This is a genomic window from Citrobacter sp. 50677481, from assembly GCF_001463265.1.
Taxonomy (GTDB): Bacteria; Pseudomonadota; Gammaproteobacteria; order Enterobacterales; family Enterobacteriaceae; genus Citrobacter_A; species Citrobacter_A sedlakii.
In genome coordinates, this window is sequence record NZ_LNHZ01000015.1 from 70,863 (window position 1) to 96,556 (window position 25,694).

27 protein-coding genes are annotated in these 25,694 nt (G+C 56.1%); 12 read left to right on the forward strand and 15 right to left on the reverse strand.

Annotated elements, in window-relative coordinates; genetic code table 11:
- The first annotated feature begins 10 nt into the window (after positions 1-10).
- The 5 genes from ispD to APU02_RS04570 are packed head-to-tail and all read left to right on the forward strand — an operon-like array spanning position 11 to position 3,608.
- The gene (ispD, locus tag APU02_RS04550) at positions 11-721 is read left to right on the forward strand and encodes a 2-C-methyl-D-erythritol 4-phosphate cytidylyltransferase (protein WP_060569393.1); all 711 of its coding nucleotides are present in this window, start codon (positions 11-13) and stop codon (positions 719-721) included.
- Positions 721-1,200 carry a 2-C-methyl-D-erythritol 2,4-cyclodiphosphate synthase gene (gene ispF, locus APU02_RS04555; protein ID WP_060569394.1) on the forward strand — a complete coding sequence of 160 codons (480 nt, stop codon included), beginning with the start codon at positions 721-723 and terminating at the stop codon, positions 1,198-1,200. Before ispD ends, ispF begins: the two co-directional genes overlap by 1 nt.
- Positions 1,197-2,246 carry a tRNA pseudouridine(13) synthase TruD gene (truD, locus tag APU02_RS04560; protein WP_060569395.1) on the forward strand — a complete coding sequence of 350 codons (1,050 nt, stop codon included), beginning with the start codon at positions 1,197-1,199 and terminating at the stop codon, positions 2,244-2,246. The genes ispF and truD overlap by 4 nt, the downstream gene beginning before the upstream one ends.
- Positions 2,227-2,988 (forward strand): 5'/3'-nucleotidase SurE, encoded by a 762-nt coding sequence (surE, locus tag APU02_RS04565; protein WP_042288698.1) that lies wholly within the window; start codon positions 2,227-2,229, stop codon positions 2,986-2,988. Before truD ends, surE begins: the two co-directional genes overlap by 20 nt.
- Positions 2,982-3,608 carry a protein-L-isoaspartate(D-aspartate) O-methyltransferase gene (locus APU02_RS04570; protein WP_042288697.1) on the forward strand — a complete coding sequence of 209 codons (627 nt, stop codon included), beginning with the start codon at positions 2,982-2,984 and terminating at the stop codon, positions 3,606-3,608. The genes surE and APU02_RS04570 overlap by 7 nt, the downstream gene beginning before the upstream one ends.
- A gap of 46 nt (positions 3,609-3,654) precedes the next feature.
- Here APU02_RS04570 and APU02_RS26855 read toward each other — a convergent pair whose 3' ends face one another.
- Positions 3,655-3,876 carry a hypothetical protein gene (locus APU02_RS26855; protein WP_229264090.1) on the reverse strand — a complete coding sequence of 74 codons (222 nt, stop codon included), beginning with the start codon at positions 3,874-3,876 and terminating at the stop codon, positions 3,655-3,657.
- On the opposite strand from APU02_RS26855, the gene nlpD reads away from it, so the two are divergent.
- Together nlpD and rpoS are read left to right on the forward strand one after the other, a co-directional pair.
- Positions 3,782-4,867, forward strand: a complete 1,086-nt coding sequence (nlpD, locus tag APU02_RS04575; protein WP_233459309.1) for a murein hydrolase activator NlpD — start codon at positions 3,782-3,784, stop codon at positions 4,865-4,867. The genes APU02_RS26855 and nlpD overlap by 95 nt on opposite strands.
- Before the next feature lie 62 nt (positions 4,868-4,929).
- Positions 4,930-5,922, forward strand: coding sequence for an RNA polymerase sigma factor RpoS (gene rpoS / locus APU02_RS04580; RefSeq protein WP_042288692.1), 993 nt, complete (start codon positions 4,930-4,932; stop codon positions 5,920-5,922).
- Between the two features lie 118 nt (positions 5,923-6,040).
- On the opposite strand, the gene APU02_RS04585 is transcribed toward rpoS, so the two are convergent.
- Positions 6,041-6,445, reverse strand: coding sequence for a MarR family winged helix-turn-helix transcriptional regulator (locus tag APU02_RS04585; protein ID WP_060569397.1), 405 nt, complete (start codon positions 6,443-6,445; stop codon positions 6,041-6,043).
- Positions 6,446-6,613: 168 nt separating this feature from the next.
- On the opposite strand from APU02_RS04585, the gene APU02_RS04590 reads away from it, so the two are divergent.
- Genes APU02_RS04590 through APU02_RS04600 form a run of 3 tightly spaced genes read left to right on the forward strand, consistent with a single transcriptional unit; the run spans position 6,614 to position 8,881 of the window.
- Positions 6,614-7,207, forward strand: coding sequence for a non-oxidative hydroxyarylic acid decarboxylases subunit B (locus APU02_RS04590; protein ID WP_060569398.1), 594 nt, complete (start codon positions 6,614-6,616; stop codon positions 7,205-7,207).
- Complete coding sequence (locus APU02_RS04595; RefSeq protein ID WP_060569399.1) at positions 7,207-8,634, forward strand: non-oxidative hydroxyarylic acid decarboxylases subunit C; 1,428 nt, start codon at positions 7,207-7,209, stop codon at positions 8,632-8,634. Before APU02_RS04590 ends, APU02_RS04595 begins: the two co-directional genes overlap by 1 nt.
- Positions 8,635-8,644: 10 nt before the next feature.
- Entirely contained in the window at positions 8,645-8,881 is a 237-nt protein-coding gene (locus APU02_RS04600) for a non-oxidative hydroxyarylic acid decarboxylases subunit D (protein WP_060569400.1), read from the forward strand.
- Positions 8,882-8,971: 90 nt separating this feature from the next.
- On the opposite strand, the gene mutS is transcribed toward APU02_RS04600, so the two are convergent.
- From mutS to sitA, 7 genes are all read right to left on the reverse strand, one after another.
- On the reverse strand, positions 8,972-11,533 hold the full coding sequence (gene mutS, locus APU02_RS04605; RefSeq protein ID WP_060569401.1) for a DNA mismatch repair protein MutS: 2,562 nt from the start codon (positions 11,531-11,533) through the stop codon (positions 8,972-8,974).
- Between the two features lie 144 nt (positions 11,534-11,677).
- Entirely contained in the window at positions 11,678-12,925 is a 1,248-nt protein-coding gene (tnaB, locus tag APU02_RS04610; protein ID WP_060569402.1) for a low affinity tryptophan permease TnaB, read from the reverse strand.
- 117 nt (positions 12,926-13,042) lie between these two features.
- Positions 13,043-14,458 (reverse strand): tryptophanase, encoded by a 1,416-nt coding sequence (gene tnaA, locus APU02_RS04615; RefSeq protein WP_042288670.1) that lies wholly within the window; start codon positions 14,456-14,458, stop codon positions 13,043-13,045.
- A 497-nt stretch (positions 14,459-14,955) separates the two neighbouring features.
- Complete coding sequence (gene sitD / locus APU02_RS04620) at positions 14,956-15,804, reverse strand: iron/manganese ABC transporter permease subunit SitD (protein WP_060569403.1); 849 nt, start codon at positions 15,802-15,804, stop codon at positions 14,956-14,958.
- Positions 15,795-16,652 (reverse strand): iron/manganese ABC transporter permease subunit SitC, encoded by an 858-nt coding sequence (gene sitC / locus APU02_RS04625; RefSeq protein ID WP_060569428.1) that lies wholly within the window; start codon positions 16,650-16,652, stop codon positions 15,795-15,797. Before sitC ends, sitD begins: the two co-directional genes overlap by 10 nt.
- Positions 16,652-17,467 (reverse strand): iron/manganese ABC transporter ATP-binding protein SitB, encoded by an 816-nt coding sequence (gene sitB / locus APU02_RS04630; protein ID WP_042288665.1) that lies wholly within the window; start codon positions 17,465-17,467, stop codon positions 16,652-16,654. The genes sitC and sitB overlap by 1 nt, the downstream gene beginning before the upstream one ends.
- Positions 17,464-18,381 (reverse strand): iron/manganese ABC transporter substrate-binding protein SitA, encoded by a 918-nt coding sequence (sitA, locus tag APU02_RS04635; RefSeq protein WP_060569404.1) that lies wholly within the window; start codon positions 18,379-18,381, stop codon positions 17,464-17,466. Before sitA ends, sitB begins: the two co-directional genes overlap by 4 nt.
- 203 nt (positions 18,382-18,584) lie before the next feature.
- On the opposite strand from sitA, the gene APU02_RS04640 reads away from it, so the two are divergent.
- The gene (locus tag APU02_RS04640; RefSeq protein ID WP_060569405.1) at positions 18,585-18,944 is read left to right on the forward strand and encodes a nitrous oxide-stimulated promoter family protein; all 360 of its coding nucleotides are present in this window, start codon (positions 18,585-18,587) and stop codon (positions 18,942-18,944) included.
- A 47-nt stretch (positions 18,945-18,991) separates the two neighbouring features.
- On the opposite strand, the gene flhA is transcribed toward APU02_RS04640, so the two are convergent.
- From flhA to hypA, 6 genes are all read right to left on the reverse strand, one after another.
- Complete coding sequence (gene flhA, locus APU02_RS04645) at positions 18,992-21,070, reverse strand: formate hydrogenlyase transcriptional activator FlhA (RefSeq protein WP_060569406.1); 2,079 nt, start codon at positions 21,068-21,070, stop codon at positions 18,992-18,994.
- A gap of 144 nt (positions 21,071-21,214) precedes the next feature.
- The gene (hypE, locus tag APU02_RS04650; RefSeq protein WP_042288653.1) at positions 21,215-22,225 is read right to left on the reverse strand and encodes a hydrogenase maturation carbamoyl dehydratase HypE; all 1,011 of its coding nucleotides are present in this window, start codon (positions 22,223-22,225) and stop codon (positions 21,215-21,217) included.
- Positions 22,222-23,343, reverse strand: a complete 1,122-nt coding sequence (hypD, locus tag APU02_RS04655) for a hydrogenase formation protein HypD (RefSeq protein WP_060569407.1) — start codon at positions 23,341-23,343, stop codon at positions 22,222-22,224. Before hypD ends, hypE begins: the two co-directional genes overlap by 4 nt.
- Complete coding sequence (gene hypC, locus APU02_RS04660) at positions 23,343-23,615, reverse strand: hydrogenase 3 maturation protein HypC (RefSeq protein WP_042288645.1); 273 nt, start codon at positions 23,613-23,615, stop codon at positions 23,343-23,345. Before hypC ends, hypD begins: the two co-directional genes overlap by 1 nt.
- The gene (gene hypB / locus APU02_RS04665) at positions 23,606-24,478 is read right to left on the reverse strand and encodes a hydrogenase nickel incorporation protein HypB (protein ID WP_060569408.1); all 873 of its coding nucleotides are present in this window, start codon (positions 24,476-24,478) and stop codon (positions 23,606-23,608) included. The genes hypC and hypB overlap by 10 nt, the downstream gene beginning before the upstream one ends.
- A 65-nt stretch (positions 24,479-24,543) precedes the next feature.
- Complete coding sequence (gene hypA / locus APU02_RS04670) at positions 24,544-24,900, reverse strand: hydrogenase maturation nickel metallochaperone HypA (RefSeq protein ID WP_060569409.1); 357 nt, start codon at positions 24,898-24,900, stop codon at positions 24,544-24,546.
- A 210-nt stretch (positions 24,901-25,110) separates the two neighbouring features.
- Here hypA and hycA point away from each other — a divergent pair, with 210 nt between their 5' ends.
- The gene (hycA, locus tag APU02_RS04675; protein ID WP_042288635.1) at positions 25,111-25,572 is read left to right on the forward strand and encodes a formate hydrogenlyase regulator HycA; all 462 of its coding nucleotides are present in this window, start codon (positions 25,111-25,113) and stop codon (positions 25,570-25,572) included.
- Positions 25,573-25,694 lie beyond the last annotated feature (122 nt).

Sequence of the window (25,694 nt, forward strand, 5' to 3'; positions counted from 1 at the left end):
GGGATTTAACATGGCAGCCACTTATTTGGATGTTTGCGCCGTGGTGCCGGCGGCCGGCTTTGGCCGCCGTATGCAAACTGAATGTCCTAAGCAGTACCTCTCGATCGGCAATAAAACCATTCTCGAACACTCGGTCCATGCGCTGCTGGCGCACCCCCAGGTCACTCGCGTGATCATTGCCATCAGCCCAGGCGACAGCCGCTTTGCACAACTTCCGCTGGCGCAACATCCGCACATCACCGTGGTGGACGGCGGCAATGAGCGTGCCGATTCCGTTCTGGCCGGGCTTCGCGCCGCAGGCGACGCAGAATGGGTGCTGGTGCACGATGCGGCGCGCCCCTGTCTGCATCAGGATGATCTCGCCCGCCTGCTGGCGATCCGCGAAACCAGCCGCACCGGCGGGATCCTTGCCGCCCCGGTGCGCGACACGATGAAGCGCGCCGAACCGGGCGTTGCGGCCATCGCCCATACCGTCGAACGCACCGATCTATGGCATGCGCTGACGCCGCAATTTTTCCCGCGTGAACTGCTGCATGACTGTCTGACCCGCGCGCTGAACGAAGGCGCGACCATTACCGACGAAGCCTCGGCGCTGGAGTACTGCGGCTTCCATCCACAGCTTGTTGAAGGGCGGGCTGATAATATCAAAGTAACGCGTCCGGAAGATTTAGCGCTGGCTGAATTTTATCTGACCCGAAAAAACCATGAGGAGATAGCGTAATGCGAATTGGACACGGTTTCGACGTACATGCCTTTGGCGGCGAAGGCCCGGTTATCATTGGCGGCGTGCGCATCCCGTATGAGAAGGGCCTGTTAGCGCATTCTGACGGCGACGTCGCGCTCCACGCGCTGACCGATGCGCTGCTCGGCGCAGCCGCGCTGGGGGATATCGGCAAGCTGTTTCCGGATACCGATCCGGCATTTAAAGGCGCGGACAGCCGTGAATTGCTGCGTGAAGCCTGGCGTCGCATTCAGGCCAAAGGCTATACCCTCGGAAACGTTGATGTGACGATTATTGCCCAGGCGCCAAAAATGCTGCCGCACATTCCGCAGATGCGCGTGTTTATCGCGGAGGATCTCGGCTGTCACATGGATGACGTTAACGTGAAAGCCACCACCACGGAAAAACTCGGCTTTACCGGACGGGGGGAAGGGATCGCCTGTGAGGCGGTCGCGTTACTGATAAAGGCGGTGAAATGACAGCGTTTGACGATCTCACCTGGCTCCACGGCAAACCGCAGAGCACCGGGCTGCTGAAAGCCAACCCGGAAGATTTTGTGGTTGTGGAAGATTTAGGTTTTGAGCCCGACGGTGAAGGTGAGCATGTCCTGGTGCGGATCCTCAAAAACGGCTGCAATACCCGTTTTGTCGCGGACGCGCTGGCGAAATTTCTGAAAATTCACGCCCGGGAAGTCAGCTTTGCCGGGCAAAAAGATAAGCATGCCGTCACCGAACAGTGGCTGTGCGCGCGTGTGCCGGGCAAAGCGATGCCGGACCTGAGCGCCTTCCAGTTGGAAGGTTGCAAGGTGCTGGAGTATGCGCGCCACAAGCGTAAGCTGCGTTTAGGCGCCCTGAAGGGTAACGCGTTTACGCTGGTGCTGCGCGACATCAGTCAGCGTGATGAGGTGGAATCCCGTCTGAAGGCGATTAATGAGGCGGGGGTGCCCAACTATTTTGGCGCGCAGCGCTTCGGCATTGGCGGCAGTAACATACAGGGCGCGCTGCGCTGGGCGCAAAGCGATGCGCCGGTGCGCGATCGCAATAAACGCAGTTTTTGGTTGTCGGCGGCCCGTAGTGCGTTGTTTAATCAAATTGTCAGCGAGCGTTTGAAAAAACCAGACTTTAATCAAGTTGTTGACGGCGATGCGCTACAATTAGCGGGACGCGGAAGCTGGTTCGTGGCGACGTTGGAAGAGCGGGCGGAATTACAGGCTCGCGTCGACGCTAAAACGCTGATGATTACGGCTTCGCTTCCCGGTCGCGGTGAATGGGGAACCCAGCGTGATGCGCTGGCGTTTGAACAGGCCGCTATCGCGGAAGAAACGCAGTTACAGTCATTACTGGTGCGTGAAAAAGTAGATGCGGCGCGCCGGGCGATGCTGCTTTATCCGCAACAGATGCGCTGGAACTGGTGGGACGACGTCACCGTCGAACTGCGTTTCTGGTTGCCTGCGGGGAGCTTCGCCACCAGCGTAGTGAGGGAACTGATTAACACAATGGGTGATTATGCGCATATTGCTGAGTAACGATGACGGGGTCCACGCACCCGGTATACAAACGCTGGCGAAAGCGCTGCGGGAGTTTGCCGACGTACAGGTCGTCGCCCCGGATCGTAACCGCAGCGGCGCGTCGAACTCATTAACGCTGGAATCTTCGCTTCGCACCTTCACCTTTGATAACGGCGACATTGCGGTCCAAATGGGTACGCCCACTGACTGCGTTTATCTGGGCGTAAATGCGCTGATGCGTCCGCGTCCGGACATCGTGGTGTCCGGGATTAACGCCGGGCCGAATCTCGGCGATGATGTGATTTACTCGGGGACCGTCGCCGCGGCGATGGAAGGACGGCATCTTGGTTTTCCGGCGCTGGCCGTTTCGCTGGACGGCTATCAGCATTACGAGACCGCCGCCGCCATCACCTGCCGTATCCTGCGCGCGTTAAGCCGTGAGCCGCTGCGTACAGGACGGATCCTGAACATCAACGTCCCGGACCTGCCGTTGGATCAGATCAAAGGGATCCGCGTAACCCGCTGCGGCAGCCGCCATCCGGCGGATAAAGTGATCCCGCAGGAAGATCCGCGTGGCAATACGCTGTACTGGATTGGCCCGCCGGGCGACAAGCATGACGCCGGGCCTGACACCGATTTTGCCGCGGTGGAGGACGGTTATGTCTCCATTACGCCGCTGCATGTGGATTTAACCGCGCACAGCGCGCATGATGTGGTTTCTGACTGGTTAGACAGCGTGGGAGTTGACACGCAATGGTAAGCAGACGCGTACAGACGCTTCTTGATCAACTTCGCGGGCAGGGGATCCGCGATGAGCATGTGCTTGAGGCGCTAGCCGCCGTGCCGCGCGAAAAATTCATCGATGAAGCGTTTGAACATAAAGCCTGGGATAACATCGCGCTACCGATAGGACAGGGGCAAACGATCTCGCAGCCCTATATGGTCGCGCGTATGACCGAATTGCTGGAACTGACGCCGCAGTCGCGGGTGCTGGAGATCGGCACGGGTTCCGGGTATCAGACGGCGATACTGGCGCATCTGGTGCACCATGTCTGCTCGGTCGAACGCATCAAAGGGCTGCAATGGCAGGCGCGCCGTCGCCTGAAACAGCTTGATTTACACAATGTTTCAACTCGTCACGGCGATGGATGGCAAGGTTGGCAAGCACGTGCGCCGTTTGACGCTATCATTGTGACGGCAGCACCGCCGGAGATCCCGACTGCGTTAATGACGCAACTGGACGAGGGCGGCATTCTCGTTTTGCCCGTGGGCGATGAGCATCAGTTTCTGAAACGGGTGCGTCGTCGGGGCGGCGAATTTATTATCGACACCGTGGAAGCCGTGCGTTTTGTTCCCCTGGTCAAGGGCGAACTGGCATAGAAAACGGCCCGAATACCTGGAGTTTTCCTGGTTATTTTGCAACAGGTCAGCGTATTGTGAAGACGTTTTCCAGTGCTTTCATGGTTATTATGTCACTAGTTGTTAACCAATTTTTTCCTGGGGGATAAATGAGCGCGGGAAGCCCAAAATTCACCGTCAGCCGCATCGCGGCATTGTCACTGGTTTCGTTATGGCTGGCAGGCTGTTCAAATTCCTCTAATCCGCCAGCGCCAGTCAGTTCCGTTAATGGCAGCGCCCCTGCGAACACGAATTCTGGGATGCTGATTACGCCCCCGCCGACAATGGGGAGCGCGAATACCGCACAGCAGCAAACGCCGCAAATTCAGCCGGTCCAGCGTCCGGTGAGTCAACCGACGCAAATCCAGCCCGTTGCGGAGCAACCCGTTCAGATGGAAAACGGTCGTATTGTGTACAATCGTCAGTATGGGAACATTCCGAAAGGTAGCTATACCGGCGGCAGTACCTACACCGTTAAAAAGGGCGATACGCTATTTTATATCGCGTGGATCACCGGCAACGACTTCCGCGATCTTGCGCAACGGAATAACATTCCGGCCCCGTATGGCCTGAATGTTGGGCAGACCCTCCAGGTCGGCAACGCGTCCGGTGCGCCAATCACGGGCGGAAATGCGATCACCCAGGCCGATGCGGCCGCGCAAGGAGTTGTGACCAACCCTGCACAAAATTCCGCCGTCGCTGTTGCGTCGAAACCGACAATTACGTATTCTGAGAATTCAGGTGAACAAAGTGCTAACAAAATGTTGCCTAACAACAAGCCTGCTGGGACAGTTGTCACAGCGCCTGTAACGGCTCCGGCGGTTAGCACAACCGAATCGACTGCAAGCAGTACGTCTACCAGTTCGCCAATTTCAACATGGCGCTGGCCGACGGAAGGCAAAGTGATCGAAAACTTTGGCGCTACCGAAGGGGGCAATAAAGGGATCGACATTGCAGGCAGCAAAGGACAGGCAATTGTCGCGACCGCAGATGGCCGCGTCGTGTATGCCGGTAACGCGCTGCGCGGTTACGGTAATCTTATTATCATCAAACATAACGATGATTACCTGAGTGCCTACGCCCATAACGATACAATGCTGGTCCGGGAACAACAGGAAGTGAAGGCGGGGCAAAAAATAGCGACCATGGGTAGCACCGGAACCAGTTCTACACGCTTGCATTTTGAAATTCGTTACAAGGGGAAATCCGTAAACCCGCTGCGTTATTTACCGCAGCGATAAATCGACGGAACCTGGCTGACACTTGCTAGTTCCGTCAAGGGATCACGGGTAGGAGCCACCTTATGAGTCAGAATACGCTGAAAGTTCATGATTTAAATGAAGACGCGGAATTTGATGAGAACGGAGTTGAGGTTTTTGACGAAAAAGCCTTAGTTGAAGAGGAACCCAGTGATAACGAGTTGGCTGAAGAGGAGCTGTTATCGCAGGGGGCCACACAGCGTGTGTTGGACGCGACTCAGCTTTACCTTGGTGAAATCGGATATTCGCCACTGCTAACAGCCGAAGAAGAAGTGTATTTCGCGCGTCGCGCACTGCGCGGAGATGTTGCCTCACGCCGTCGGATGATTGAAAGCAACCTGCGTCTGGTGGTGAAAATTGCCCGCCGATACGGCAATCGTGGTCTGGCGTTGCTGGACCTGATCGAAGAGGGCAATCTGGGGCTTATCCGTGCCGTCGAGAAGTTTGACCCGGAACGCGGGTTCCGCTTCTCAACATACGCAACCTGGTGGATTCGCCAGACGATTGAACGGGCGATTATGAACCAAACCCGTACCATTCGACTGCCTATTCACATTGTAAAAGAGCTGAACGTTTACCTGCGTACCGCCCGTGAGTTGTCCCATAAGCTGGACCACGAACCGAGCGCGGAAGAAATCGCAGAGCAACTGGATAAACCGGTTGATGACGTTAGCCGTATGCTTCGTCTTAACGAGCGCATTACCTCGGTGGACACCCCGTTGGGTGGCGACTCCGAAAAAGCGTTGCTGGACATCCTGGCCGATGAAAAAGACAACGGTCCGGAAGACACCACGCAGGATGACGATATGAAGCAGAGTATCGTCAAATGGCTGTTCGAACTGAACGCCAAACAGCGTGAAGTGCTGGCACGTCGTTTCGGTCTGCTGGGTTATGAAGCTGCGACACTGGAAGATGTGGGCCGCGAAATTGGTCTCACGCGTGAACGTGTTCGTCAGATTCAGGTTGAAGGTCTGCGTCGTCTGCGGGAAATTTTGCAGACTCAGGGACTGAATATCGAAGCGCTGTTCCGCGAGTAAGCAAAGTTCCATCAAGAAAGACCAGTCTCTGTGAGGCTGGTCTTTTTTTTGGGGATTGTCCGGCAAGTCCAGGGGAACGGGCTTCAGGCCGGATAAGGCGTGAGCCGCGCCAGGAAAATCATTCCATCATTTTACGCACCAGGCGCGTGAACTGTTCGCGCTCTTCTTCGCTTAGCCGCCCCAGAAATTCCTCATCCACGCGGTTGCCCAGCGGCATCGTCGTTGTCAGCAACGCTTCGCCCTGCGCAGTGAGAAAAACAAAGCGTCGACGTTTATCCAGCGGATCGTTTTCTCGCCTCACCAGCCCGCGTTTTTCCATTCGGCTTAGCATCTCCGCCAGCGTAGCTTTCGTACTTACCGCAGCCTCGGTGAGGTCGACCTGCTCAATGCCAGGGCGCTCGGCAATAGCGCGCATGACGGCGTACTGAGGTTTGGTCAGCTCCGGTAATTCATGCTGCCAGCGTGCGGTATGCTGCTGAAAAAGCTGCCGTAACAGGTGAAACGCTGTGTTTCGTAACGCCATGGGAACTCCGGTTTGCGTATCGGCTTCTATCATAGCGGTTTCTTACCGGTTTTTTAATGCAGCCGTTTTAAGCGATCCGTGCGGTGCAATTTTCAGGATCTTGTTGTTACTTCATCGCTGGCGTATTTTAATGCAAACGTTCGTATACGAACAATATTGAGGCGATGAATGAGACTGATTGTTGGGATGACCGGCGCAACAGGCGCGCCGCTTGGCGTGGCGCTGCTTCAGGTGTTGCGGCAGATGCCGGAGGTGGAAACGCATCTGGTGATGTCAAAGTGGGCCAAAACCACCATTGAGCTGGAAACGCCCTGGCGGGCGCGGGACGTTGCGGCACTGGCTGATTACTGTCATAGCCCGGCGGATCAGGCGGCCACGATCTCCTCGGGATCCTTTCGTACCGACGGCATGATCGTCATTCCGTGCAGTATGAAAACGTTGGCCGGTATTCGCGCAGGCTATGCCGAAGGCCTGGTGGGGCGCGCTGCCGACGTGGTGCTGAAAGAGGGGCGCAAACTGGTGCTGGTGCCGCGCGAAATGCCGCTTAGCACCCTGCATCTGGAGAACATGCTTGCCTTATCCCGCATGGGCGTGGCGATGGTGCCGCCGATGCCCGCGTTCTACAACCATCCACAAACCGTAGATGACATCACTCAGCATATCGTGGCGCGCGTACTCGACCAGTTCGCGCTTGAGCATCCCCACGCCCGCCGCTGGCAGGGGTTGCAGCAGGAGCGGAATTTTTCTCAGGAGAATGAATAATGGCATTTGATGATTTACGCAGCTTTTTACAGGCGCTGGACGAGCAGGGGCAACTGCTGAAGATCGGTGAAGAAGTGAGCGCCGAGCCGGATCTGGCGGCAGCCGCTAACGCCACCGGACGTATTGGCGACGGCGCGCCCGCGCTGTGGTTTGATAACATTCGTGGCTTCACCGACGCGCGCGTGGCGATGAACACCATCGGTTCGTGGCAAAACCACGCGATCTCACTGGGCTTGCCACTGAATACGCCGGTAAAAAAGCAAATCGATGAGTTTATTCGTCGCTGGGATCACTTTCCCGTTGCGCCGGAACGCCGGGCGAATCCAGCATGGGCGGAAAACACCGTCGACGGCGATGCGATCAACCTTTTCGACATCCTGCCGCTGTTTCGACTGAACGACGGTGACGGCGGTTTTTACCTCGATAAAGCCTGCGTGGTCTCCCGCGATCCGCTTGACCCGGACAACTTCGGCAAGCAAAACGTCGGGATTTACCGCATGGAAGTCAAAGGCAAGCGCAAACTTGGTCTGCAACCGGTGCCGATGCATGACATCGCGCTGCATCTGCATAAAGCGGAAGAGCGCGGTGAGGATCTGCCGATTGCGATTACCCTCGGTAATGATCCGATCATCACTCTGATGGGCGCCACACCGCTGAAGTACGATCAGTCGGAGTATGAAATGGCCGGCGCGCTGCGCGAAAGCCCGTATCCCATCGCCACCGCCCCGCTGACCGGCTTTGACGTACCCTGGGGCTCCGAAGTGATCCTCGAGGGCGTCATCGAAAGCCGTAAGCGCGAGATCGAAGGGCCGTTCGGGGAGTTTACCGGCCACTACTCCGGCGGACGCAATATGACGGTGGTGCGTATTGATAAAGTCTCTTACCGCAGCAAACCGATTTTTGAGTCGCTTTATCTCGGGATGCCATGGACTGAAATCGACTATCTGATGGGACCGGCGACCTGCGTACCGCTGTATCAGCAACTGAAAGCGGAATTCCCGGAGGTTCAGGCGGTAAACGCGATGTACACCCACGGCCTGCTGGCGATTATTTCGACCAAAAAGCGCTACGGCGGTTTTGCCCGCGCCGTGGGCCTGCGCGCGATGACCACGCCGCACGGTCTCGGCTACGTGAAGATGGTGATTATGGTTGACGAAGATGTCGATCCGTTCAACCTGCCGCAGGTGATGTGGGCGCTGTCGTCGAAGGTCAATCCAGCGGGAGATTTGGTGCAGTTGCCGAATATGTCGGTGCTGGAGCTGGATCCCGGTTCAAGTCCGGCGGGGATCACCGACAAGCTGATTATTGACGCCACCACGCCGGTTGCGCCGGACAACCGCGGACATTACAGCCAGCCGGTCTGCGATCTCCCGGAAACCAAAGCCTGGGCGGAGAAACTGACCGCCATGCTGGCTAACCGTAAATAAGGAGGAGCAGATGATTTGTCCACGTTGTGCCGATGAGCAGATTGAAGTGATGGCGACCTCGCCGGTGAAGGGGGTCTGGACGGTTTACCAGTGTCAGCATTGCCTGTATACCTGGCGCGATACCGAACCGCTACGCCGTACCCGCCGCGAGCATTATCCCGAGGCGTTTCGCATGACGCAGAAGGATATCGACGACGCGCCGATGGTGCCTGCTATCCCGCCGTTGCTGGCGGAAGATAAGCGTTAATACAGAACCGGATAGCAGCGACGCTTTATCGGGCCTACGAATTCTTAACGCCGTAGGCCCGATAAGCGCAACGCCACCGGGCGATAACGGTTACACCAGGCTCTTGAGCCGATAAATCCACTCCAGCGCCTGGCGCGGCGTCAGCGAATCCGGATCGAGATTTTCCAGCGCTTCCACGGCAGGAGAAGTGTCTTCTGGCATCGACAGCAGGGACATCTGCGTGCCATCGACCTGCGTAGCGGCAGCGTTCGGCGAAATGCTTTCCAGCTCGCGTAACTTCTGGCGCGCGCGCTTAATCACCTCTTTCGGCACACCCGCCAGCGCCGCCACCGCCAGACCATAGCTTTTGCTGGCCGCGCCGTCCTGCACGCTGTGCATAAAGGCGATGGTATCGCCATGTTCCAGCGCATCCAGATGGACATTGGCTACCCCTTCCATTTTTTCCGGTAATTGGGTCAGCTCGAAGTAGTGTGTCGCAAACAGCGTCAGCGCCTTGATCTTATTCGCCAGGTTTTCCGCACAGGCCCATGCCAGCGACAGGCCGTCGTAAGTGGAGGTGCCGCGTCCGATTTCATCCATCAGCACCAGGCTGTTCTCGGTGGCGTTATGCAAAATGTTGGCGGTTTCAGTCATCTCCACCATGAAGGTGGAACGCCCGGAAGCCAGATCGTCTGCCGCGCCGACGCGGGTGAAGATGCGATCAATCGGACCAATCTCCACTTTCTGGGCGGGCACATAGCTGCCAATGTATGCCAGCAGCGCGATCAGCGCGGTCTGACGCATATAGGTGCTTTTACCCCCCATGTTCGGCCCGGTGATAATCAACATCCGCCGCTGCGGCGTGAGATCCAGCGGGTTGGCGATAAACGGCTCATTGAGCACCTGCTCAACCACCGGATGACGGCCTTCGGTAATGCGAATGCCCGGCTTATCGGTGAAGACAGGGCAGGTATAGTTGAGTGTGTAAGCGCGCTCTGCCAGGTTCACCAGCACGTCGAGTTCCGCCAGCGCATTAGCGCTTTGCTGCAGATCAGCCAGATGTGGCAGCAGCAGGTCGAACAGTTCGTCATAAAGCTGTTTTTCCAGCGCCAGCGCTTTGCCCTTAGAGGTGAGCACTTTATCTTCGTACTCTTTCAACTCCGGTATAATGTAGCGCTCGGCGTTTTTCAGCGTCTGACGGCGGACGTAGTTGATTGGCGCCAGGTGGCTCTGCCCGCGGCTAATCTGAATGTAGTAACCGTGTACGGCGTTAAAACCGACTTTGAGGGTGTCCAGTCCGGTACGTTCGCGCTCGCGGATCTCCAGCCGGTCGAGATAGTCGGTCGCGCCGTCAGCCAGCGCGCGCCATTCGTCCAGCTCTTCGTTGTAGCCCGGTGCGATAACGCCGCCGTCACGGACCAGCACCGGCGGCGCGTCGATGATGGCGCGCTCCAGCAGATCGCGCAGTTCAGCAAATTCGCCCATCTTTTCGCGCAGCCTCTGCACGGGAGCGCTGTTTACCGACTCCAGTTGCGCGCGCAGTTCCGGAAGCTGCTGGAAGGCGTGACGCATACGGGCGAGATCGCGAGGACGGGCGGTTCGCAGGGCCAGACGCGCGAGGATACGCTCCAGATCACCGACCTGACGCAGCACCGGTTGCAGGTCGCCAGTGGCATCCTGTAACGCGCCGATAGTTTGCTGACGTTCGGTGAGGATGTTGATGTCGCGCACCGGCATATGCAGCCAGCGTTTGAGCATACGGCTGCCCATCGGTGTCACGGTGCAGTCGAGCACCGAGGCCAGCGTATTGTCCACGCCGCCCGCCAGATTCTGGGTGATTTCCAGATTACGACGCGTAGCGGCATCCATAATGATGCTGTCCTGCTGGCGCTCCATGGTGATGGAACGGATATGCGGCAGAGAGGTGCGTTGGGTATCTTTCACATACTGCAAAAGGCATCCTGCGGCGCAAAGCCCACGCGGCGCGTTTTCGACGCCGAAACCGATCAGATCCCGGGTGCCAAACTGCAAATTAAGCTGTTGGCGAGCGGTATCAATCTCGAATTCCCATAGTGGGCGACGACGCAACCCACGGCGCCCCTCAATCAGCGCCATCTCGGCGAAATCTTCCGCGTACAGTAATTCTGCCGGGTTGGTGCGTTGCAGCTCGGCAGCCATCGTTTCGCGGTCGGCGGGTTCGCTCAGACGAAAGCGCCCGGAGCTGATATCCAGCGTCGCGTAGCCGTAGCCTTTGCTGTCCTGCCAGATGGCGGCCAGCAGGTTGTCCTGGCGCTCCTGCAACAGCGCTTCATCGCTGATGGTGCCTGGCGTGACAATGCGAACCACCTTACGTTCAACCGGACCTTTGCTGGTGGCCGGGTCGCCAATCTGTTCGCAAATAGCGACTGATTCGCCCTGATTGACCAGCTTCGCGAGATAGTTTTCGACGGCATGGTGGGGGATGCCCGCCATTGGAATCGGTTCGCCCGCCGACGCGCCGCGTTTGGTCAGCGATATATCGAGCAACTGTGACGCACGTTTCGCATCGTCATAAAACAGTTCGTAAAAGTCACCCATGCGGTAAAAAAGCAGGATCTCAGGATGCTGGGCTTTCAGCTTGAGATACTGCTGCATCATGGGGGTATGGGCGTCGAGATTATCGATTGTACTCATGAAGTTGTGTCCAGTTCCCTGAATTTAAACGGATTGCGATGCTTTTCGTTTTCGTTGTTATCACATAAGGGGCTTATGATAACGGAGATAAGCAACTCAGGGAAAGCGAGGATCGAGACTTCTCGATCCTCATTCCATTTCGGTTTAGCCAAACCGTGGCAGGAGGTTAAAGGTGCTGCCGAACCAGCAAAGAATGACCGTAATGCCGAACAATATCACCACCATGGGGATCGCTCTGCCGCCCCATACGGTGAACATTTTATCCGGAAAGCGTTCACGCGATTTCAGCGCAAGGAATGCCGGCACGATAACCGCCCAGATGGTGGCACACAGTCCGGCTCCGCCAATCGCGTAGATAAAACCGTTTGGGAACAGCAGGTACAACGCAGCCGGAGGTAAAAAGGTAAACAGCAGGGTTTTGAATCGCCCGAGGGGGGAATTGTCGATTTTGAACAGATCCGCCAGGTAGTCGAACAGCCCCAGCGTGACGCCAAAGAATGAACTGGCTACCGCAAGGTTAGAAAAGATCAGCAGAAAAAACTCGATAATGCCATGTTGGTTAGTGCCTAAAAATGACTTTACCAGCGAATCAACATTGCCGCCTGAGGCGATGATCTCCTTGAAGTTGCTGCGATGAATATTGCCCATCGTGCAGTACAGCCAGAACAGATAAATCACCAGCGCCAGCAGTGAACCAAAGACGATGCTTTTGATCAGCTTATCCTTTCTCTTGCCGTAACAGATAATCAGGCTGGGAATATTGCCGTGAAAACCGAACGAAGCCAGGCAGACCGGAACCGCCATCAAAATATAGGGCAGATAGGTGCGATTGGCCTGTGGCTCGGCGATGTCCCTGAGAATGGAATAGTCAACCTGAAAGAAGAATGAGCCGAACACCACGATAAAGGCAATGATCTTAATGCCGAGAAAAAAAGAGGTGATGCGACTTGCGGCGAGAGAACTGATCCACAAAATGCTGGCGACGAAGATTGCGCTACCTATGCCCACGATCCTCGGGTTCACATGTGTGCCGGTGTTAATCGCAATGGTTTCGCTAATGATTGCCCCGTTCGCCGAAATATAGGCATAGGTCAAAATATATAACACAAAAGCGACGGTGATGCCGCTGATGATGTTCCACTTCGCGCCTATTAAATCTTTCGTAATCGTGTTAAAGCTGGATCCTACGGGGTAATTAAGGTTGGCTTCTAATAACAATAACCCGGAATGCAACATGGAAAACCAGGAGATAATTAAAATAAACGCCCCCCAGAAAAACCACGCGCCAGCAAGGTCAACCGGTAAAGCAAACATCCCGCCACCAATAACGGTGCCGGCAATCACCATAATTCCCCAAAATGAGGAGTGTTTTTTATTTGCGTCTTCGTCCATGGCGTTCCCTTAATGATAACGGCTAAGTCGGTGTTGTCGTCAGGAATAACAATAATGCCAGGCTTGAATTCGCCAGCGGCGTTATCAAGGCGATAACGCCGCTGGCGTCAGGGTTAATTACACTTCCGCGAGTCGCGCGGTAAAGTGACGTAAGACTTTTGGCTCGTAGGTGAAGGTTAACCCTTTAATATTATGGGCATTCTCTTTGACGTGTCCGAAGGCTTCAATAATAAAGTCCATATGCGTTTGGGTGTACGTCGCGCGGGGGATGGTTAAGCGCAGCAGCTCGGCCGGACACGGTAGCTGCTTGCCGGTTTTCGGATCGCGGCCAAGCAGGAATGACCCAATCTCGACGGCGCGAATGCCCGCGACTTTATACAGTTCGCAGGCCAACGCCTGGGCCGGGAACTGCTCAGCAGGAATATGCGGCAGCAGCTTACCGGCGTCGACGAATGCCGCATGCCCGCCCGCTTGCTGACAGGTCACGCCGATGGCTTCCAGGCCGTCTACCAGGTACTGAACCTGCGCGATGCGGTAGGATAGCCAGTCCTGGTTCATCCCATCGTAGAGGCCCGCGGCCAGACGCTCCATTGCGCCGCCTTCCAGCCCGCCGTATGTCGGGAAGCCTTCCTGCACCACGCAAATTGTCCTGCATTCGGTATACACATCGAGGAAACTGTCGTCTTTAATGCACAGCAGCCCGCCCATTGGCACCATGGCATCCTTCTTCGCTGACATGGCGAGCATATCCGCATACTTATAGGTCTCGCGGGTGATCTCTTCAATGGTCCAGTCCTGATAACCCGGCTCCCGTTGCTGAATAAACCAGGCGTTTTCCGCAAAGCGCGCCGAGTCCATTACCACCGGAATATCGTACTTCTTCGCGATAGCGTACATCGCTTTCAGGTTCGCGAGCGAAACCGGCTGGCCACCCGCCGAGTTACAGGTAATGGTCGCCACGATATAAGGGACATTATTCGGGCCGACGGTTTCAATTTCATGCTCCAGACTCTGCAGATCAAAATCACCCTTAAAGTCATTGCGAACGGCAGTATCAAACGCTTCCTTAATGTAGACGTTGCGAACGGTACAGCCGTTAATCTGGCTATGACCCTGGGTGGTGTCGAAGAAATAGTTGGAGAAAGCCACCATTTTGCTGCGATCGAGGCCTTTTTCCTGCTCGCGTTTTTTGATCAGCACCGGAATGTAGATTTGTTCAGCGCCGCGCCCCTGGTGCGTTGGAATGGTGTACTGATAACCAAAAATATCGTTCACCGCTTTGCATAACGCATAATAGCTTCGGCTGCCGCTGTAAGCTTCATCGCCGCGCATCATTGCCGCCTGCATATTTTGCGTGACGGCGCCGGTGCCGCTGTCAGTCAGCAGATCAATAAAGACATCTTCGCTATCCAGCAGGAAGGGGTTCATCCCGGCGTTAATAATCGCATTGTCACGATGCTCCCGGGTGGTGCGTTTTACCGGTTCAATAACGCGAATACGAAAAGGTTCTGGCAGATGTTTAAAGTTATTCATGATGTCATCCTTTAATCTTTATTTTGGGCGCGCGATTCCCGGGGTTATTCATGAAATATGAAAACCACTTTTCTGACGCAATACGAATTCGTCTTTATGATTAACCGTAGATCGCCGAAACGACTGACCTTCGCCAATTTATCAGGGCGAGTCAAAACCGCTGCGGTGAAACAGAAATCATAAAAACAAGTATGGGATATCAGTTACTGGCTAAATAAATAGCCTGCAATGATATTGCGGTGGAGGCGTATGTGGCGTTAAGGACGGTGATTGACAATAACGGTGTCAATATTAAACCATTTGGACATTTTATAAGATGTGGTCAGGATGTTCATAATGTACGTTCTCCATTAGTCACGAATATACATTATGTTATTTTCTCTTTTTGTCTAATCTTTGTGCATTCAATTGTGAATTTGGTCACGAACGATGTCATTCAACGATTTTATCAGCGTAAAAGAGGAGCGCTACGTCGCGATCCTCTTTATGCCACGAAATCAGACGGGCTGGCGGCTCCGCATTTCAGATCGCCGATCGCGAAGGGATGAATAAATAAACGCGACGATAAAAATCACCGTAAACAGCACAACAATCGTTGGCGCAGGGGCGCTGTCTAAGAAAAAGGATAAATAGACCCCGAGAAACGCGCTGATCGTCGACAGCAACACCGCCAGCAACAGCGCGTGGCCAAAACGGCGGGTGAGCAGAATGGCAATCGCGCCAGGGGCGATCAGCAAAGAAATCGACAAAATAATGCCGACCGATTTTAACGTGGCGACAATGGTCAGGGCGATCATGCACAGCAGACCGTAATGCAGCAGCGTGGTGTTCAGCCCACAGGCTTTCGCCTGATGGGGATCGAAAGCGTGCAGCAGCAAATCTTTCCATTTTACGCCGATAATCAGTGCGATCCCCAGGGCAATAAGCGCGGTTTGCAGAATATCGACCAGCGATACCCCAAGCATGTCGCCGAACAGAATATGGTCCAGATGCACTTCAGACTGAATTGACACGTACAGCACCAGCCCTGCGCCAAACATACCAGAGAATACGATCCCCATGATGGTATCGCGTTTAATGCGGCTGTTATCGTCGAGAAAGCCCGTGGCGACAGCGCAAAACAGCCCGGCGATAAACGCGCCGATAGCCAGCGGAATACCGACGATATACGCCAGCACAATACCCGGAAACACCGCGTGACTCATGGCATCACCCATGAGCGCCCAGCCTTTCAGCACCAGAAAGACCGACAGCAGCGCGCAGGGAATAGCGACAATGACGGAAATGGCAAGGGCGTTCAGCATAAAGTCGAACTGAAAAGGCTCAAGCAGTGTGCTTAAGAACATGACGTCTCCTTAAGGCGTGCGCGACGTCGGTTAGCGAGCAGTCCGTGCTTCGGCGCAAATATAAACGCCAGCAAAAACAGTAATGTTTGCAGGACCACGATAATTCCTCCGGTGGCGCCGTCCAGCCAGTAGCTGAGCCAGGCGCCGAAGAAGCTGGTCAGGCTGCCAATGGCGACAGCGAGAGTCAGTAAACGCGGAAAGCGGTCGGTTAACAGCCAGGCCGTTGCGCCGGGCGTGACCACAAGGCAGATCACCAGAAAGGCTCCAACGGTTTGCAGGGCGGCAACGGTCGACACCGACAGCAGGGTAAAAAACAGCAGCTTCAGACGACCCGGGTTCAGGCCAATCGAACGGGCGTGGTTTTCATCAAAGAAGGTGACCATCAGGTCTTTCCACTTTAACAACAGGATGAGCAAAGAAACCACGCCGATAATTGCTAACTGCAGAATGTCTTCCGGCGCGATAGCCAGCACGTTACCGAGAATTATCGTCTGAATATTCACCGACATCGGGTTTAGCGACACCATAAACAGTCCGATGCCAAAAAATGAGGAAAAAATCAGACCGATAATGGCGTCCTCTTTTAACCGGGAGCGCTGATTAAGAAACAACATACTGCCCGCCGCCAGGCCGCCGGAAAGAAACGCGCCGACAGAGAAGGGAAGACCCAGCATATACGCCCCGGCGACGCCGGGCACGATCGAATGCGACAGCGCATCGCCAATCAGCGACCAACCCTTGAGCATCAAATAGCAGGAGAGAAACGCGCACAGGCCGCCGACCATCGCCGAGACCCACATTGCATTGAGCATGTACTGATAGCCAAACGGCTCGGTCAGCCAGTTCATCATTGGCCTCCCTCAACCGTACGGCGGGCGATAAACGGGCGTTCATCATCAGTAATGATATGTTCTTCGCCGCCGCTGAGCGCGACGTGTCGCAAAACGCCGCTGAACGCCAGTTCCAGGTTTTCGGCGGTAAAGGTGGTATCGGTAGGGCCGCTAGCCAGCACCGTGCCTTTGATCATCACGGTGTAATCGCAAAACTCGGTTACCGAGCCGAGATTATGCGTCGATACCAGCATGGTGCGCCCCTCGTCGCGCAGTTCACGCAACAGCGCAATAATGCGGGCTTCGGTTTTAACGTCCACACCGGTGAAAGGTTCATCCAGCAGGATCACCTGACCCTCCTGGGCGATCGCTCTGGCAAGAAATACGCGTTTTTTTTGCCCGCCGGACAGTTCACCAATCTGGCGGTGGCGGTACGCCAGCATATCTACCCGTGCCAGCGCCGCATCGACGCGCGCATGATCTTCCGCGCTCGCTCGCCGCAGCCAGCCCATGTGACCGTAGCGTCCCATCATCACCACATCTTCCACCAGCACCGGAAAAGACCAGTCCACTTCTTCGGACTGCGGCACATAAGCGATAAGATTGTGCTTCAGCGCCTTGCTCACCGGCTGTTGCAGAATGGCGATATTCCCTGCAGCCAGCCGGACAAAGCCCATTAGCGCCTTAAACAGCGTCGATTTTCCCGAGCCGTTCACCCCGACCAGCGCGGCGATGGAGCCGCCCGGCACCTGAAACGTAGCATCCCGCAGCGCGGTGTGACCGTTGCGATACGTCACCGTCAGCTGATTCACGGTAATCGCAGATGGACTCATGGTTGGCTCCTCAGACCGTCGTTAATCCCCTTGACGATGGTTTCAGTGGTGACGCGCAGCAGCTCGAGATAGGTCGGAACCGGACCGTCTGCCGCGCTCAGGGAGTCGACATACAGCACGCCGCCATAGTGTGCGCCGGATTCCCGCGCCACCTGGCGGGCAGGTTTATCCGGGACGGTGCTTTCACTGAATACCGTAGGGATGTGGTGTGCTTTGATGGCGTCGATCACTTTGCGCACCTGCTTCGGCGTGCCCTGCTGATCGGCGTTGATTGGCCAGAGATAAAGCTCTTTCAGCCCGTTATCGCGCGCAAGGTAAGAGAAAGCCCCTTCGCTGGTGACCAACCAGCGTTTGTCGGCGGGGATCTTCGCCAGTTCGGCCTGTAACGGAGCCAGCGCCTTGCGGATTTCCGCTTTATAGGTCTCGGCGTTTTTCTGGTAAACCGCGGCGTTGTCCGGATCGTATTTCACCAGTGCAGCGCGAATATTATCGACATAGATTAAGGCGTTTTCTGCCGACATCCACGCGTGCGGATTAGGCTTCCCGTTATAGGGACCTTCGCTGATGCCCATTGGCTTCACGCCGTTTGAGACCGTGACTTCCGGTACGCCGTCCAAATGCTGGTAAAAGCGGGCAAACCACAGTTCCAGATTCAGGCCATTAGAGAGGATCAACTGCGCGCCCTGCGCCCGTTTAATGTCGCCAGGCGTGGGTTGATACTCATGAATTTCTGCGCCGGGCTTGGTGATGGAACTGACGTCTGCCGCATCGTCCGCGACATTTCGCGCCATGTCAGCGATCACCGTGAAGGTGGTAATGACTTTGAATTTCTCTTTTGCATACGCAGGCGACAGCGCAAAAACGGCAAGTGCGCCAGTGAACAGGAGCGATGTTAAACGGGGCAGGTGCGGCATAGTATCCCTCATAATAAAGTGGTTAATTATTCATCGAATATAGCCTTTGCTATGTTATATAGCACAAGGTATAGATAAGATACAGTTAAATGAAAATAATTCTTATTTGACTGACCGGTAAGGAACCTGTCACCTTCGGGGGATAGTGTCGTGAATAGTTAAGTTGTAGAATAAATGCATCTTAATGCCGCGGAGGGCACATCATGACCGGCAAGCGTATTGCTCGTGAAAAATTGACGATTAAAAAGATGATCGCGCTATACGAAAGCCAGTGTCCGCAGGCGTCTGACGAATCAGGGCACTATGACGCGCTGTTCGCCTATGCGCAAAAGCGGCTGGACAGATGCGTGTTTGGCGAGGAAAAACCGGCCTGTAAACAGTGTCCGGTGCACTGTTACCAGCCCGCTAAGCGCGAGGAAATGAAGCAGATCATGCGCTGGGCGGGGCCGAGAATGCTCTGGCGGCATCCGATCCTCACCGTTCAGCATTTGATTGACGATAAACGTCCCGTTCCGGCGCTGCCCGAAAAATTTCAGCGTAAGAAGCGCAGGGAAGAGGACTGACCGGGTGGGGCGAATAAGGCGCATGCGCCTTATTCGTCAATGACCTTTTACACCAGCGCGTCCTTATCAATCCCCAGTCTTTTCATGCGCGACAGCAGGGTTGTGCGCTTCAGGCCCAGACGCTGGGCTGCGCCTTTCGGCCCAGCAACCACGCCGTTGGTCTCTTTTAATACGCGCATAATCAACTGGTACTCATCCTCGCCGTCCTGCGCCACTTCGGTCGCCACCGGCGGCGTGTGAGGCGTGAGCATTCCCATATCCGGCAGCGAGAGCTGAAGCACGTTGCCTCTGGTGAGCAGTACGGCGCGCTCAATAACGTTTTCCAGTTCACGTACGTTACCCGGCCACTCCATACTGCTAAGCGTACGCAGGGTTTCCGCCGGAATACTGTCGATATTGCGTCCCAGACGGCGGGCGATCTTAAAGGTAAACGCTTTGACCAGCAGTGGAATATCTTCCGGGCGCTCGCGCAACGGCGGCAACTGGATCGGAAAAACGTTCAGCCGGTAGTAAAGGTCGCTGCGAAACTCGCGGTCGAGAACCATTTTTTTCAGATCGCGGTTAGTGGCGGCAATCAGGCGCACATCGGTCTGGATCAGTTTGTTGCTGCCCAGCCGTTCAAATTCCTGCTCCTGTAACACGCGCAACAGTTTCGGCTGCAACTCCAGCGGCATATCGCCCACTTCATCCAGAAACAGGGAACTTTTATCCGCCAGCTCAAAACGGCCTATCCGCTGCGCGCTGGCGCCGGTAAACGCCCCGCGCTCATGACCGAACAGATCGCTTTCCAGCAGTCCGGCGGGCATTGCCGCGCAGTTCATTTTCACCATGCGGCGTGCGTTGCGGCCGCTCAGGTTATGAATCGCCCGGGCAATCAACTCCTTCCCGGTACCGGTTTCACCGAGGATCAGCACCGTACTGTCGCTTTGCGCGACCATCTCTACCTGCTTCAGCACGCTGTACATTGCCTCGCTGCGACCGATGATCTCGCCGAACTCACTGTCGACGTTGTTGAGCTGTTCGGTCAGCGCCAGGTTCTCGTCCACCAGACGTTCTTTCAGACGGTGGATTTCCTGATACGCCCGCGCGTTATCGACGGCGATCGCCACACGTTCGGCAATCTGGCGCAGCAGCTTCAGGTTGGCGGTGGTAAACACTTTTTCTTCGCACTGCGCCAGTTTCAGCACCCCGACCATGCTATTGCCTGACATCAGCGGCAACAGGCACAGCGTCTGGATCTGATTACCCCAGGTTTCAAACAACATCCGTTCATACGGTGCCAGCGCATCCCGTTCATTGAGGTTGATCAGCAGCATCTCTTTGCTTTTAAACACCCGTTCGGTCAGGGTACCGGCTTCATCGACCTCGCTCTGTTCGTGCGCGGGATGATTCTGATCGAGATAATGCGTGGAATAGATATTGAGTTTGTTTTTCCGGTGGCTGCGCAGAACGATGCTGATGTCGTCAATGTTGAAATAATGATGGATCTCTTTGGCGACTTCGCTCACCAGTTCGTCCATATCCAGACGCGAGAGCACCGCGTTGGTGATGGCGACCAGAATACGGAAGTTATCGCGCTCCCGGCACAGAAGTTCGTAATCGACGTTATTGGTTACCCGGCACTGGATCTGCTCTGCCACCACGCCGACGATCTGGGTGAAGGTTTGCAGGCGCTGGTACTCCTTTTCGCTCCAGGAACTTGCTTCACGGCGGGTAAACTCGCAGCCGCCGAAAATGCGTCCTTCCGCCGCCAGCGGCAGCAGGCAGTAATGCCCGAAGGGCTCATACAGACCGCCGGATGCCAGTTGCGGCCAGGTCTCGCTGAACTCGGTATAGTGACAGTGCAGGGCGTCAGGACGGGAGAGGATCCGACGAATCGGCCCGTGAGCCAGCACCGTCTCATCCTCATAAGCGACGGGTTTACCCTGTTCGCGCGTGGCGTAATACGATGCGCGCTGCGTTTCGGCTTGCCACAACACTATCGCCGCGCTGTCGGCAAGCGCAGAGCGCTTTACCAACTGCGAAAGCGCCTCACTCAGCGATTGCAGGTCGGGCTGCTGTAATAATGTACGAGTGATATCGAACAATCCTTGCTGCCCGAGATCGCTCATCGGTGTATACGACATGTTGCTTTTCCAGGAAAGTACCGCTGCGCGGTGAGAAAAGTGAGTTAAATTATAGGTATTCTTTTGCGTTTATTGCGGGCCACTGGGTCGACCCGCTTGTACTGGCCGGACAAGCATTTAGCGTCATCCGGCAACATAACGAACTTAACAGATCCGCGGCAGCGGCTCGGCGTGCGGGAGATCGAGCGTTCGCTTCACGCCGTACAGACCCGCCAGCCGCACGCCTTTACGCTCGACCACGTCACCAATCAGCGCGGCGTCGCGCCCCAGCGGATGCGCATGCAGCGCCGCCAGCACCGCTTCTGCCGCATCTCGTTCCACGGCAATCACCAGTTTGCCTTCGTTGGCAAAGTTGAGCGCGTCCAGCCCCAGCAGCTCGCATACTCCCCGAACGGCAGGCTTTACGGGAAGTGCGGATTCGGACAGCTCAATGCCGTAACCGCAGGCGGCGGCAAATTCATGGACCACCGCGTTGACGCCGCCGCGGGTGGCGTCGCGCAGCGCCTTCACGCCCGGAATATCCCGCAGGGCCTGAATCAGCGGCGTCAGCACCGCGCAGTCGCTGACCAGTTCGCCGTCCAGCCCGAGCTGTTCGCGCAGGTTGAGGATAGTGGCGCCGTGGTCGCCAAGGGTGCCGCTGACCAGCAGCACATCGCCCGCAGACAGGGTTTGCGCGCCCCAGTGGATGCTGGCAGGAATCGCCCCCATTCCGGCGGTGTTGATAAACAGCTTGTCCGCCGCGCCGCGCTGCACGACTTTGGTGTCGCCGGTGACGATGGCGATATTTGCTTCGCGCGCGGTCGCCGCCATGCTGCTCACCACGGCTTTCAACGTCTCCATCGGCAGGCCTTCTTCAAGAATAAAGCCGCAGGAGAGATAGCGCGGAACAGCGCCGCTGACCGCCACGTCGTTGGCGGTGCCGCAGATCGCCAGCTTGCCGATATTGCCGCCGGGGAAAAACAGCGGGTCAATAACGTAGCTGTCGGTCGAAAAGGCCAGCCGATCGCCTTCGGCCACCAGTTGCGCCAGTTCCAGCCGCGCCTGGTCTTCCTGCTCGGCGAGCCACGGGTTGGCGAAGGCCTCCATAAACAAGCTGTTAATCAGCTGCTGCATGGCCTGTCCGCCGCTACCGTGGGCGAGTTGTACGCTGTTCATGCTTCACACTCCTGCTGACGATACTGATACCAGGCGGCACATGCGCCTTCTGAAGACACCATCAACGCGCCAAATGCGCTTTCCGGATTACAGGTTTTGCCAAACAACGGACACTGATGCGGCTTACATTTGCCGGTCAGCACTTCGCCACAGCGCGCGCGCGGGTCGTCGTAAACCTGCTGCGGCGCCGGACGGAAGTGGGCTTCAGCATCAAAACGCTGATAATCAGGCGTCAAATGCACGCCGGACGATTCAATCACCCCCAGACCGCGCCACTCGCTGTCGCCGGTCACGCAAAACACCTCGGCGATCGCCTGCTGCGCCAGCAGATTTCCGGCGTCGGGCACCACGCGGCGGTACTGGTTTTCCACCTGGCTGTGGGCCGCTATTTTCTGCTCAACCAGCATCACTACGCCTTGCAGTAGATCAAGCGGTTCGAATCCGGCGACCACCAGCGGACGATCGAACTCATGTGCTATGAAATCATAGGCGTTGGTGCCAATCACCATACTGACGTGGCCCGGCGCGAGGAACGCGTCGATGCCGTTGTCGGGCTGCTCAAGCAGGCTGCGCAGCGTCGGAATGAGGGTGATGTGCTGACAGAAAAAGTAAAAGTTCTGCACATCGCGCTGTTTCGCCTGCTGTAAGGTAATGGCCGTGGTTGGCATGGTGGTTTCAAACCCCAGACCGAAGAACACCACTTTGCGCGTCGGGTTTTCCTGCGCCAGTTTAAGGGCATCCATCGGCGAATAAACGATGCGCACATCCGCGCCGCGGGCTTTCGCCTGTAACAGCGATCCCTGTTTGCCGGGTACGCGCATGGCGTCGCCAAAGGTACAAAAAATCACCTCCGGATGGCTGGCGATTTCAACGCAGCTGTCGATGCGTCCCATTGGCAGCACGCAGACCGGGCAGCCCGGGCCGTGAATGAATTCCACGTTCTCCGGCAGCAACTGGTCGAGACCAAACTTAAAGATTGCGTGGGTATGACCGCCGCAGACTTCCATAATGCGCAGCGGACGTTCAGGGGTGTAAGGCAGCAGCGCGGCGCGTTCGCGCAGGTGCTCAATCAACTGCATCACCTGTTCCGGCGCGCGGTATTCGTCAACAAAACGCATTATTTTTCCTCGCCGTACAGCAAAGCGCCGACGTCCGGCTCTACATCAAACATGTTTTGTAGCGCGTCGAGGGTGTCGCGCGCTTCGGCTTCGTTGATGACGCTCATCGCGAAACCAACGTGCACCAGTACCCATTGACCGAGACGCGGCGCGCCGTTTTCGTCATGGCTGCCGACCAGCGTCAGATCGACGTCGCGCTGGATGCCGCAGACGTCGACTTTGGCCTGGTTACCGTCAATGGCGCGGATTTGGCCGGGAACGCCTATGCACATCGCTGTGCCTCCAGCCAGTTGAGCCATTTCTCCATCCCTTCGCCGCTGGTGGCGGAAATGAGGATGATCTCGATGTCCGGGTTGACTTCCCGGGCGCTGGCCATGCATTTCTCTACGTCAAAATTGAGGTACGGCAGCAGATCGACTTTGTTAAGCAGCATTAACGAGGCGGCGGCAAACATATGCGGGTATTTCAGCGGCTTGTCTTCACCTTCGGTAACGGAAAGCACCGCGACCTTGTGGCGTTCGCCGAGATCGAAGCTGGCCGGACAGACAAGGTTGCCGACGTTTTCGATAAACAGGATGCCGTTATCGTCAAGCGGTAAGCGTGGCGCGGCGTCGGCAATCATCTGTGCGTCGAGATGGCAGCCTTTGCCAGTGTTGACCTGAATCGCTGGCGTGCCGGTCGCGCGAATGCGCGCGGCATCGTTGACCGTTTGCTGGTCGCCCTCAATGACCGCGCAGGGAACCCGGTCTTTCAGTTTCATCAGCGTTTCGGTGAGCAGGGTGGTTTTACCGGAACCAGGGCTGGAGACGAGGTTGAGCACCAGGTGTTGACGGGCGGCGAAGCGGGCGCGGTTGCGCTCGGCCAGACGGTTATTTTTATCCAGCACGTCGATTTCTACTTCCAGCATGCGGCGCTGGCTCATGCCCGGCGCGTGGGTGCCGGCTTCGCCGTGTCCGTAATGCAGATCGCCTTCTTCGCTCTGGCTCGGGGTGAAGGCAGACGTTTTAATACCGGTAATATTCAGCGCCGGGCGGGCTGCCGGGGCAAAAGGCGCGCTACGAAACGCCGAATGCGGGTTATGCTCATCACCCTCTATATAAAGGTTGCCTTCACCGCAACCGCACGTTGTACACATTGCTCACTCCTGGTCTCTTTCTTGTTACAGGCTTTCTGCCGGATAAGGCGCAACCGCCGCCCGGCTTAATCTTCTGTTCCATCAATTTCAATTCGCCGAATCTGTAATCCGTCGTCTGCCACGATGCGTAGCATGTCGCTGTTGCATTGCGGACAACGGCGTACGCGGTGGGTCAGTAACGTGACGTATTCCTGACAGCACTCGCACCAGCATTCGGCTTCTTGCTGTTCGAGGTGCAGTTTACAACCTTCCGCAACAGTGCCACGGCATACCAGATCAAAACAAAAGGAGAGAGCGCTGCTTTCAACGCAAGAAAATGCGCCAATTTTGAGCCAGACCCCAGTTATGCGTTTTGCGCCATGCGCAGCGGCCTGCTGTTCGATCAATTCCAGCGCCCGCTGGCAAAGGGTGATTTCGTGCATGTTGCCTCCCGATGTGTTGGCCAGGGTTAAGCAATAAGCGTGCCAGCATGATTATTGTTAAGGCTCGCTGATGACGACGATGACGAAATGACATGTCATTCGCGCGACGAAAGCGAAGGGCGAATTTTAAAAATCATTAAAAACAAAGAGTTAAAAAGTGGCATGGAATATGCTTATGGCTGGCTATCTCAGTTAAACGGGTAACCTGTCATGACTATTTGGGAAATAAGCGAAAAAGCCGACTACATCGCGCAGCGGCATCGTCGCCTACAGGACCAGTGGCATATTTACTGCAATTCGCTGGTCCAGGGGATCACCCTGTCAAAAGCGCGGCTGCATCATGCGATGAGCTGCGCGCCGGATAAAGACCTGTGCTTCGTCCTGTTCGAACACTTTCGCATCTACGTGACGATGGCGGAGGGCTTTAACAGCCACACCATTGAATACTACGTCGAAACGAAAGACGGTGAAGATAAACAGTTGATTGCGCAAGCCCAGCTCAGCATTGAAGGCAGTGTGGACGGTCGGATCAGCAACCGCGACCGCGAGCAGGTGCTGGAACACTATCTCGACAAAATCGCCAGCGTTTATGACCGTCTGTATGCCGCCGTCGAGAGCGGTTCGCCGATCAATCTGAGCCAACTGGCGGCGGGTGAAAGCCCGGCAGCGTAAGACCGGGACACGACCCGTTTGACATCGTGACGTCGCCGTACGTGTCGTCACGGGAATTTTTAGGGACAGGTGTGTCGATAAGTGTCGAAAGTGACATTTCATCGCCATCTTTTCGTCAAAAA

Bases quoted from the DNA above. Each gene is read 5' to 3' on its own strand.
- ispD (WP_060569393.1), top strand. From the start codon at position 11: ATGGCAGCCACTTATTTGGATGTTTGCGCCGTGGTGCCGGCGGCCGGC.
- ispF (WP_060569394.1), top strand. From the start codon at position 721: ATGCGAATTGGACACGGTTTCGACGTACATGCCTTTGGCGGCGAAGGC.
- truD (WP_060569395.1), top strand. From the start codon at position 1,197: ATGACAGCGTTTGACGATCTCACCTGGCTCCACGGCAAACCGCAGAGC.
- surE (WP_042288698.1), top strand. From the start codon at position 2,227: ATGCGCATATTGCTGAGTAACGATGACGGGGTCCACGCACCCGGTATA.
- APU02_RS04570 (WP_042288697.1), top strand. From the start codon at position 2,982: ATGGTAAGCAGACGCGTACAGACGCTTCTTGATCAACTTCGCGGGCAG.
- rpoS (WP_042288692.1), top strand. From the start codon at position 4,930: ATGAGTCAGAATACGCTGAAAGTTCATGATTTAAATGAAGACGCGGAA.
- APU02_RS04585 (WP_060569397.1), bottom strand. From the start codon at position 6,445: ATGGCGTTACGAAACACAGCGTTTCACCTGTTACGGCAGCTTTTTCAG.
- APU02_RS04590 (WP_060569398.1), top strand. From the start codon at position 6,614: ATGAGACTGATTGTTGGGATGACCGGCGCAACAGGCGCGCCGCTTGGC.
- APU02_RS04595 (WP_060569399.1), top strand. From the start codon at position 7,207: ATGGCATTTGATGATTTACGCAGCTTTTTACAGGCGCTGGACGAGCAG.
- APU02_RS04600 (WP_060569400.1), top strand. From the start codon at position 8,645: ATGATTTGTCCACGTTGTGCCGATGAGCAGATTGAAGTGATGGCGACC.
- mutS (WP_060569401.1), bottom strand. From the start codon at position 11,533: ATGAGTACAATCGATAATCTCGACGCCCATACCCCCATGATGCAGCAG.
- tnaB (WP_060569402.1), bottom strand. From the start codon at position 12,925: ATGGACGAAGACGCAAATAAAAAACACTCCTCATTTTGGGGAATTATG.
- tnaA (WP_042288670.1), bottom strand. From the start codon at position 14,458: ATGAATAACTTTAAACATCTGCCAGAACCTTTTCGTATTCGCGTTATT.
- sitD (WP_060569403.1), bottom strand. From the start codon at position 15,804: ATGTTCTTAAGCACACTGCTTGAGCCTTTTCAGTTCGACTTTATGCTG.
- sitC (WP_060569428.1), bottom strand. From the start codon at position 16,652: ATGAACTGGCTGACCGAGCCGTTTGGCTATCAGTACATGCTCAATGCA.
- sitB (WP_042288665.1), bottom strand. From the start codon at position 17,467: ATGAGTCCATCTGCGATTACCGTGAATCAGCTGACGGTGACGTATCGC.
- sitA (WP_060569404.1), bottom strand. From the start codon at position 18,381: ATGCCGCACCTGCCCCGTTTAACATCGCTCCTGTTCACTGGCGCACTT.
- APU02_RS04640 (WP_060569405.1), top strand. From the start codon at position 18,585: ATGACCGGCAAGCGTATTGCTCGTGAAAAATTGACGATTAAAAAGATG.
- flhA (WP_060569406.1), bottom strand. From the start codon at position 21,070: ATGTCGTATACACCGATGAGCGATCTCGGGCAGCAAGGATTGTTCGAT.
- hypE (WP_042288653.1), bottom strand. From the start codon at position 22,225: ATGAACAGCGTACAACTCGCCCACGGTAGCGGCGGACAGGCCATGCAG.
- hypD (WP_060569407.1), bottom strand. From the start codon at position 23,343: ATGCGTTTTGTTGACGAATACCGCGCGCCGGAACAGGTGATGCAGTTG.
- hypC (WP_042288645.1), bottom strand. From the start codon at position 23,615: ATGTGCATAGGCGTTCCCGGCCAAATCCGCGCCATTGACGGTAACCAG.
- hypB (WP_060569408.1), bottom strand. From the start codon at position 24,478: ATGTGTACAACGTGCGGTTGCGGTGAAGGCAACCTTTATATAGAGGGT.
- hypA (WP_060569409.1), bottom strand. From the start codon at position 24,900: ATGCACGAAATCACCCTTTGCCAGCGGGCGCTGGAATTGATCGAACAG.
- hycA (WP_042288635.1), top strand. From the start codon at position 25,111: ATGACTATTTGGGAAATAAGCGAAAAAGCCGACTACATCGCGCAGCGG.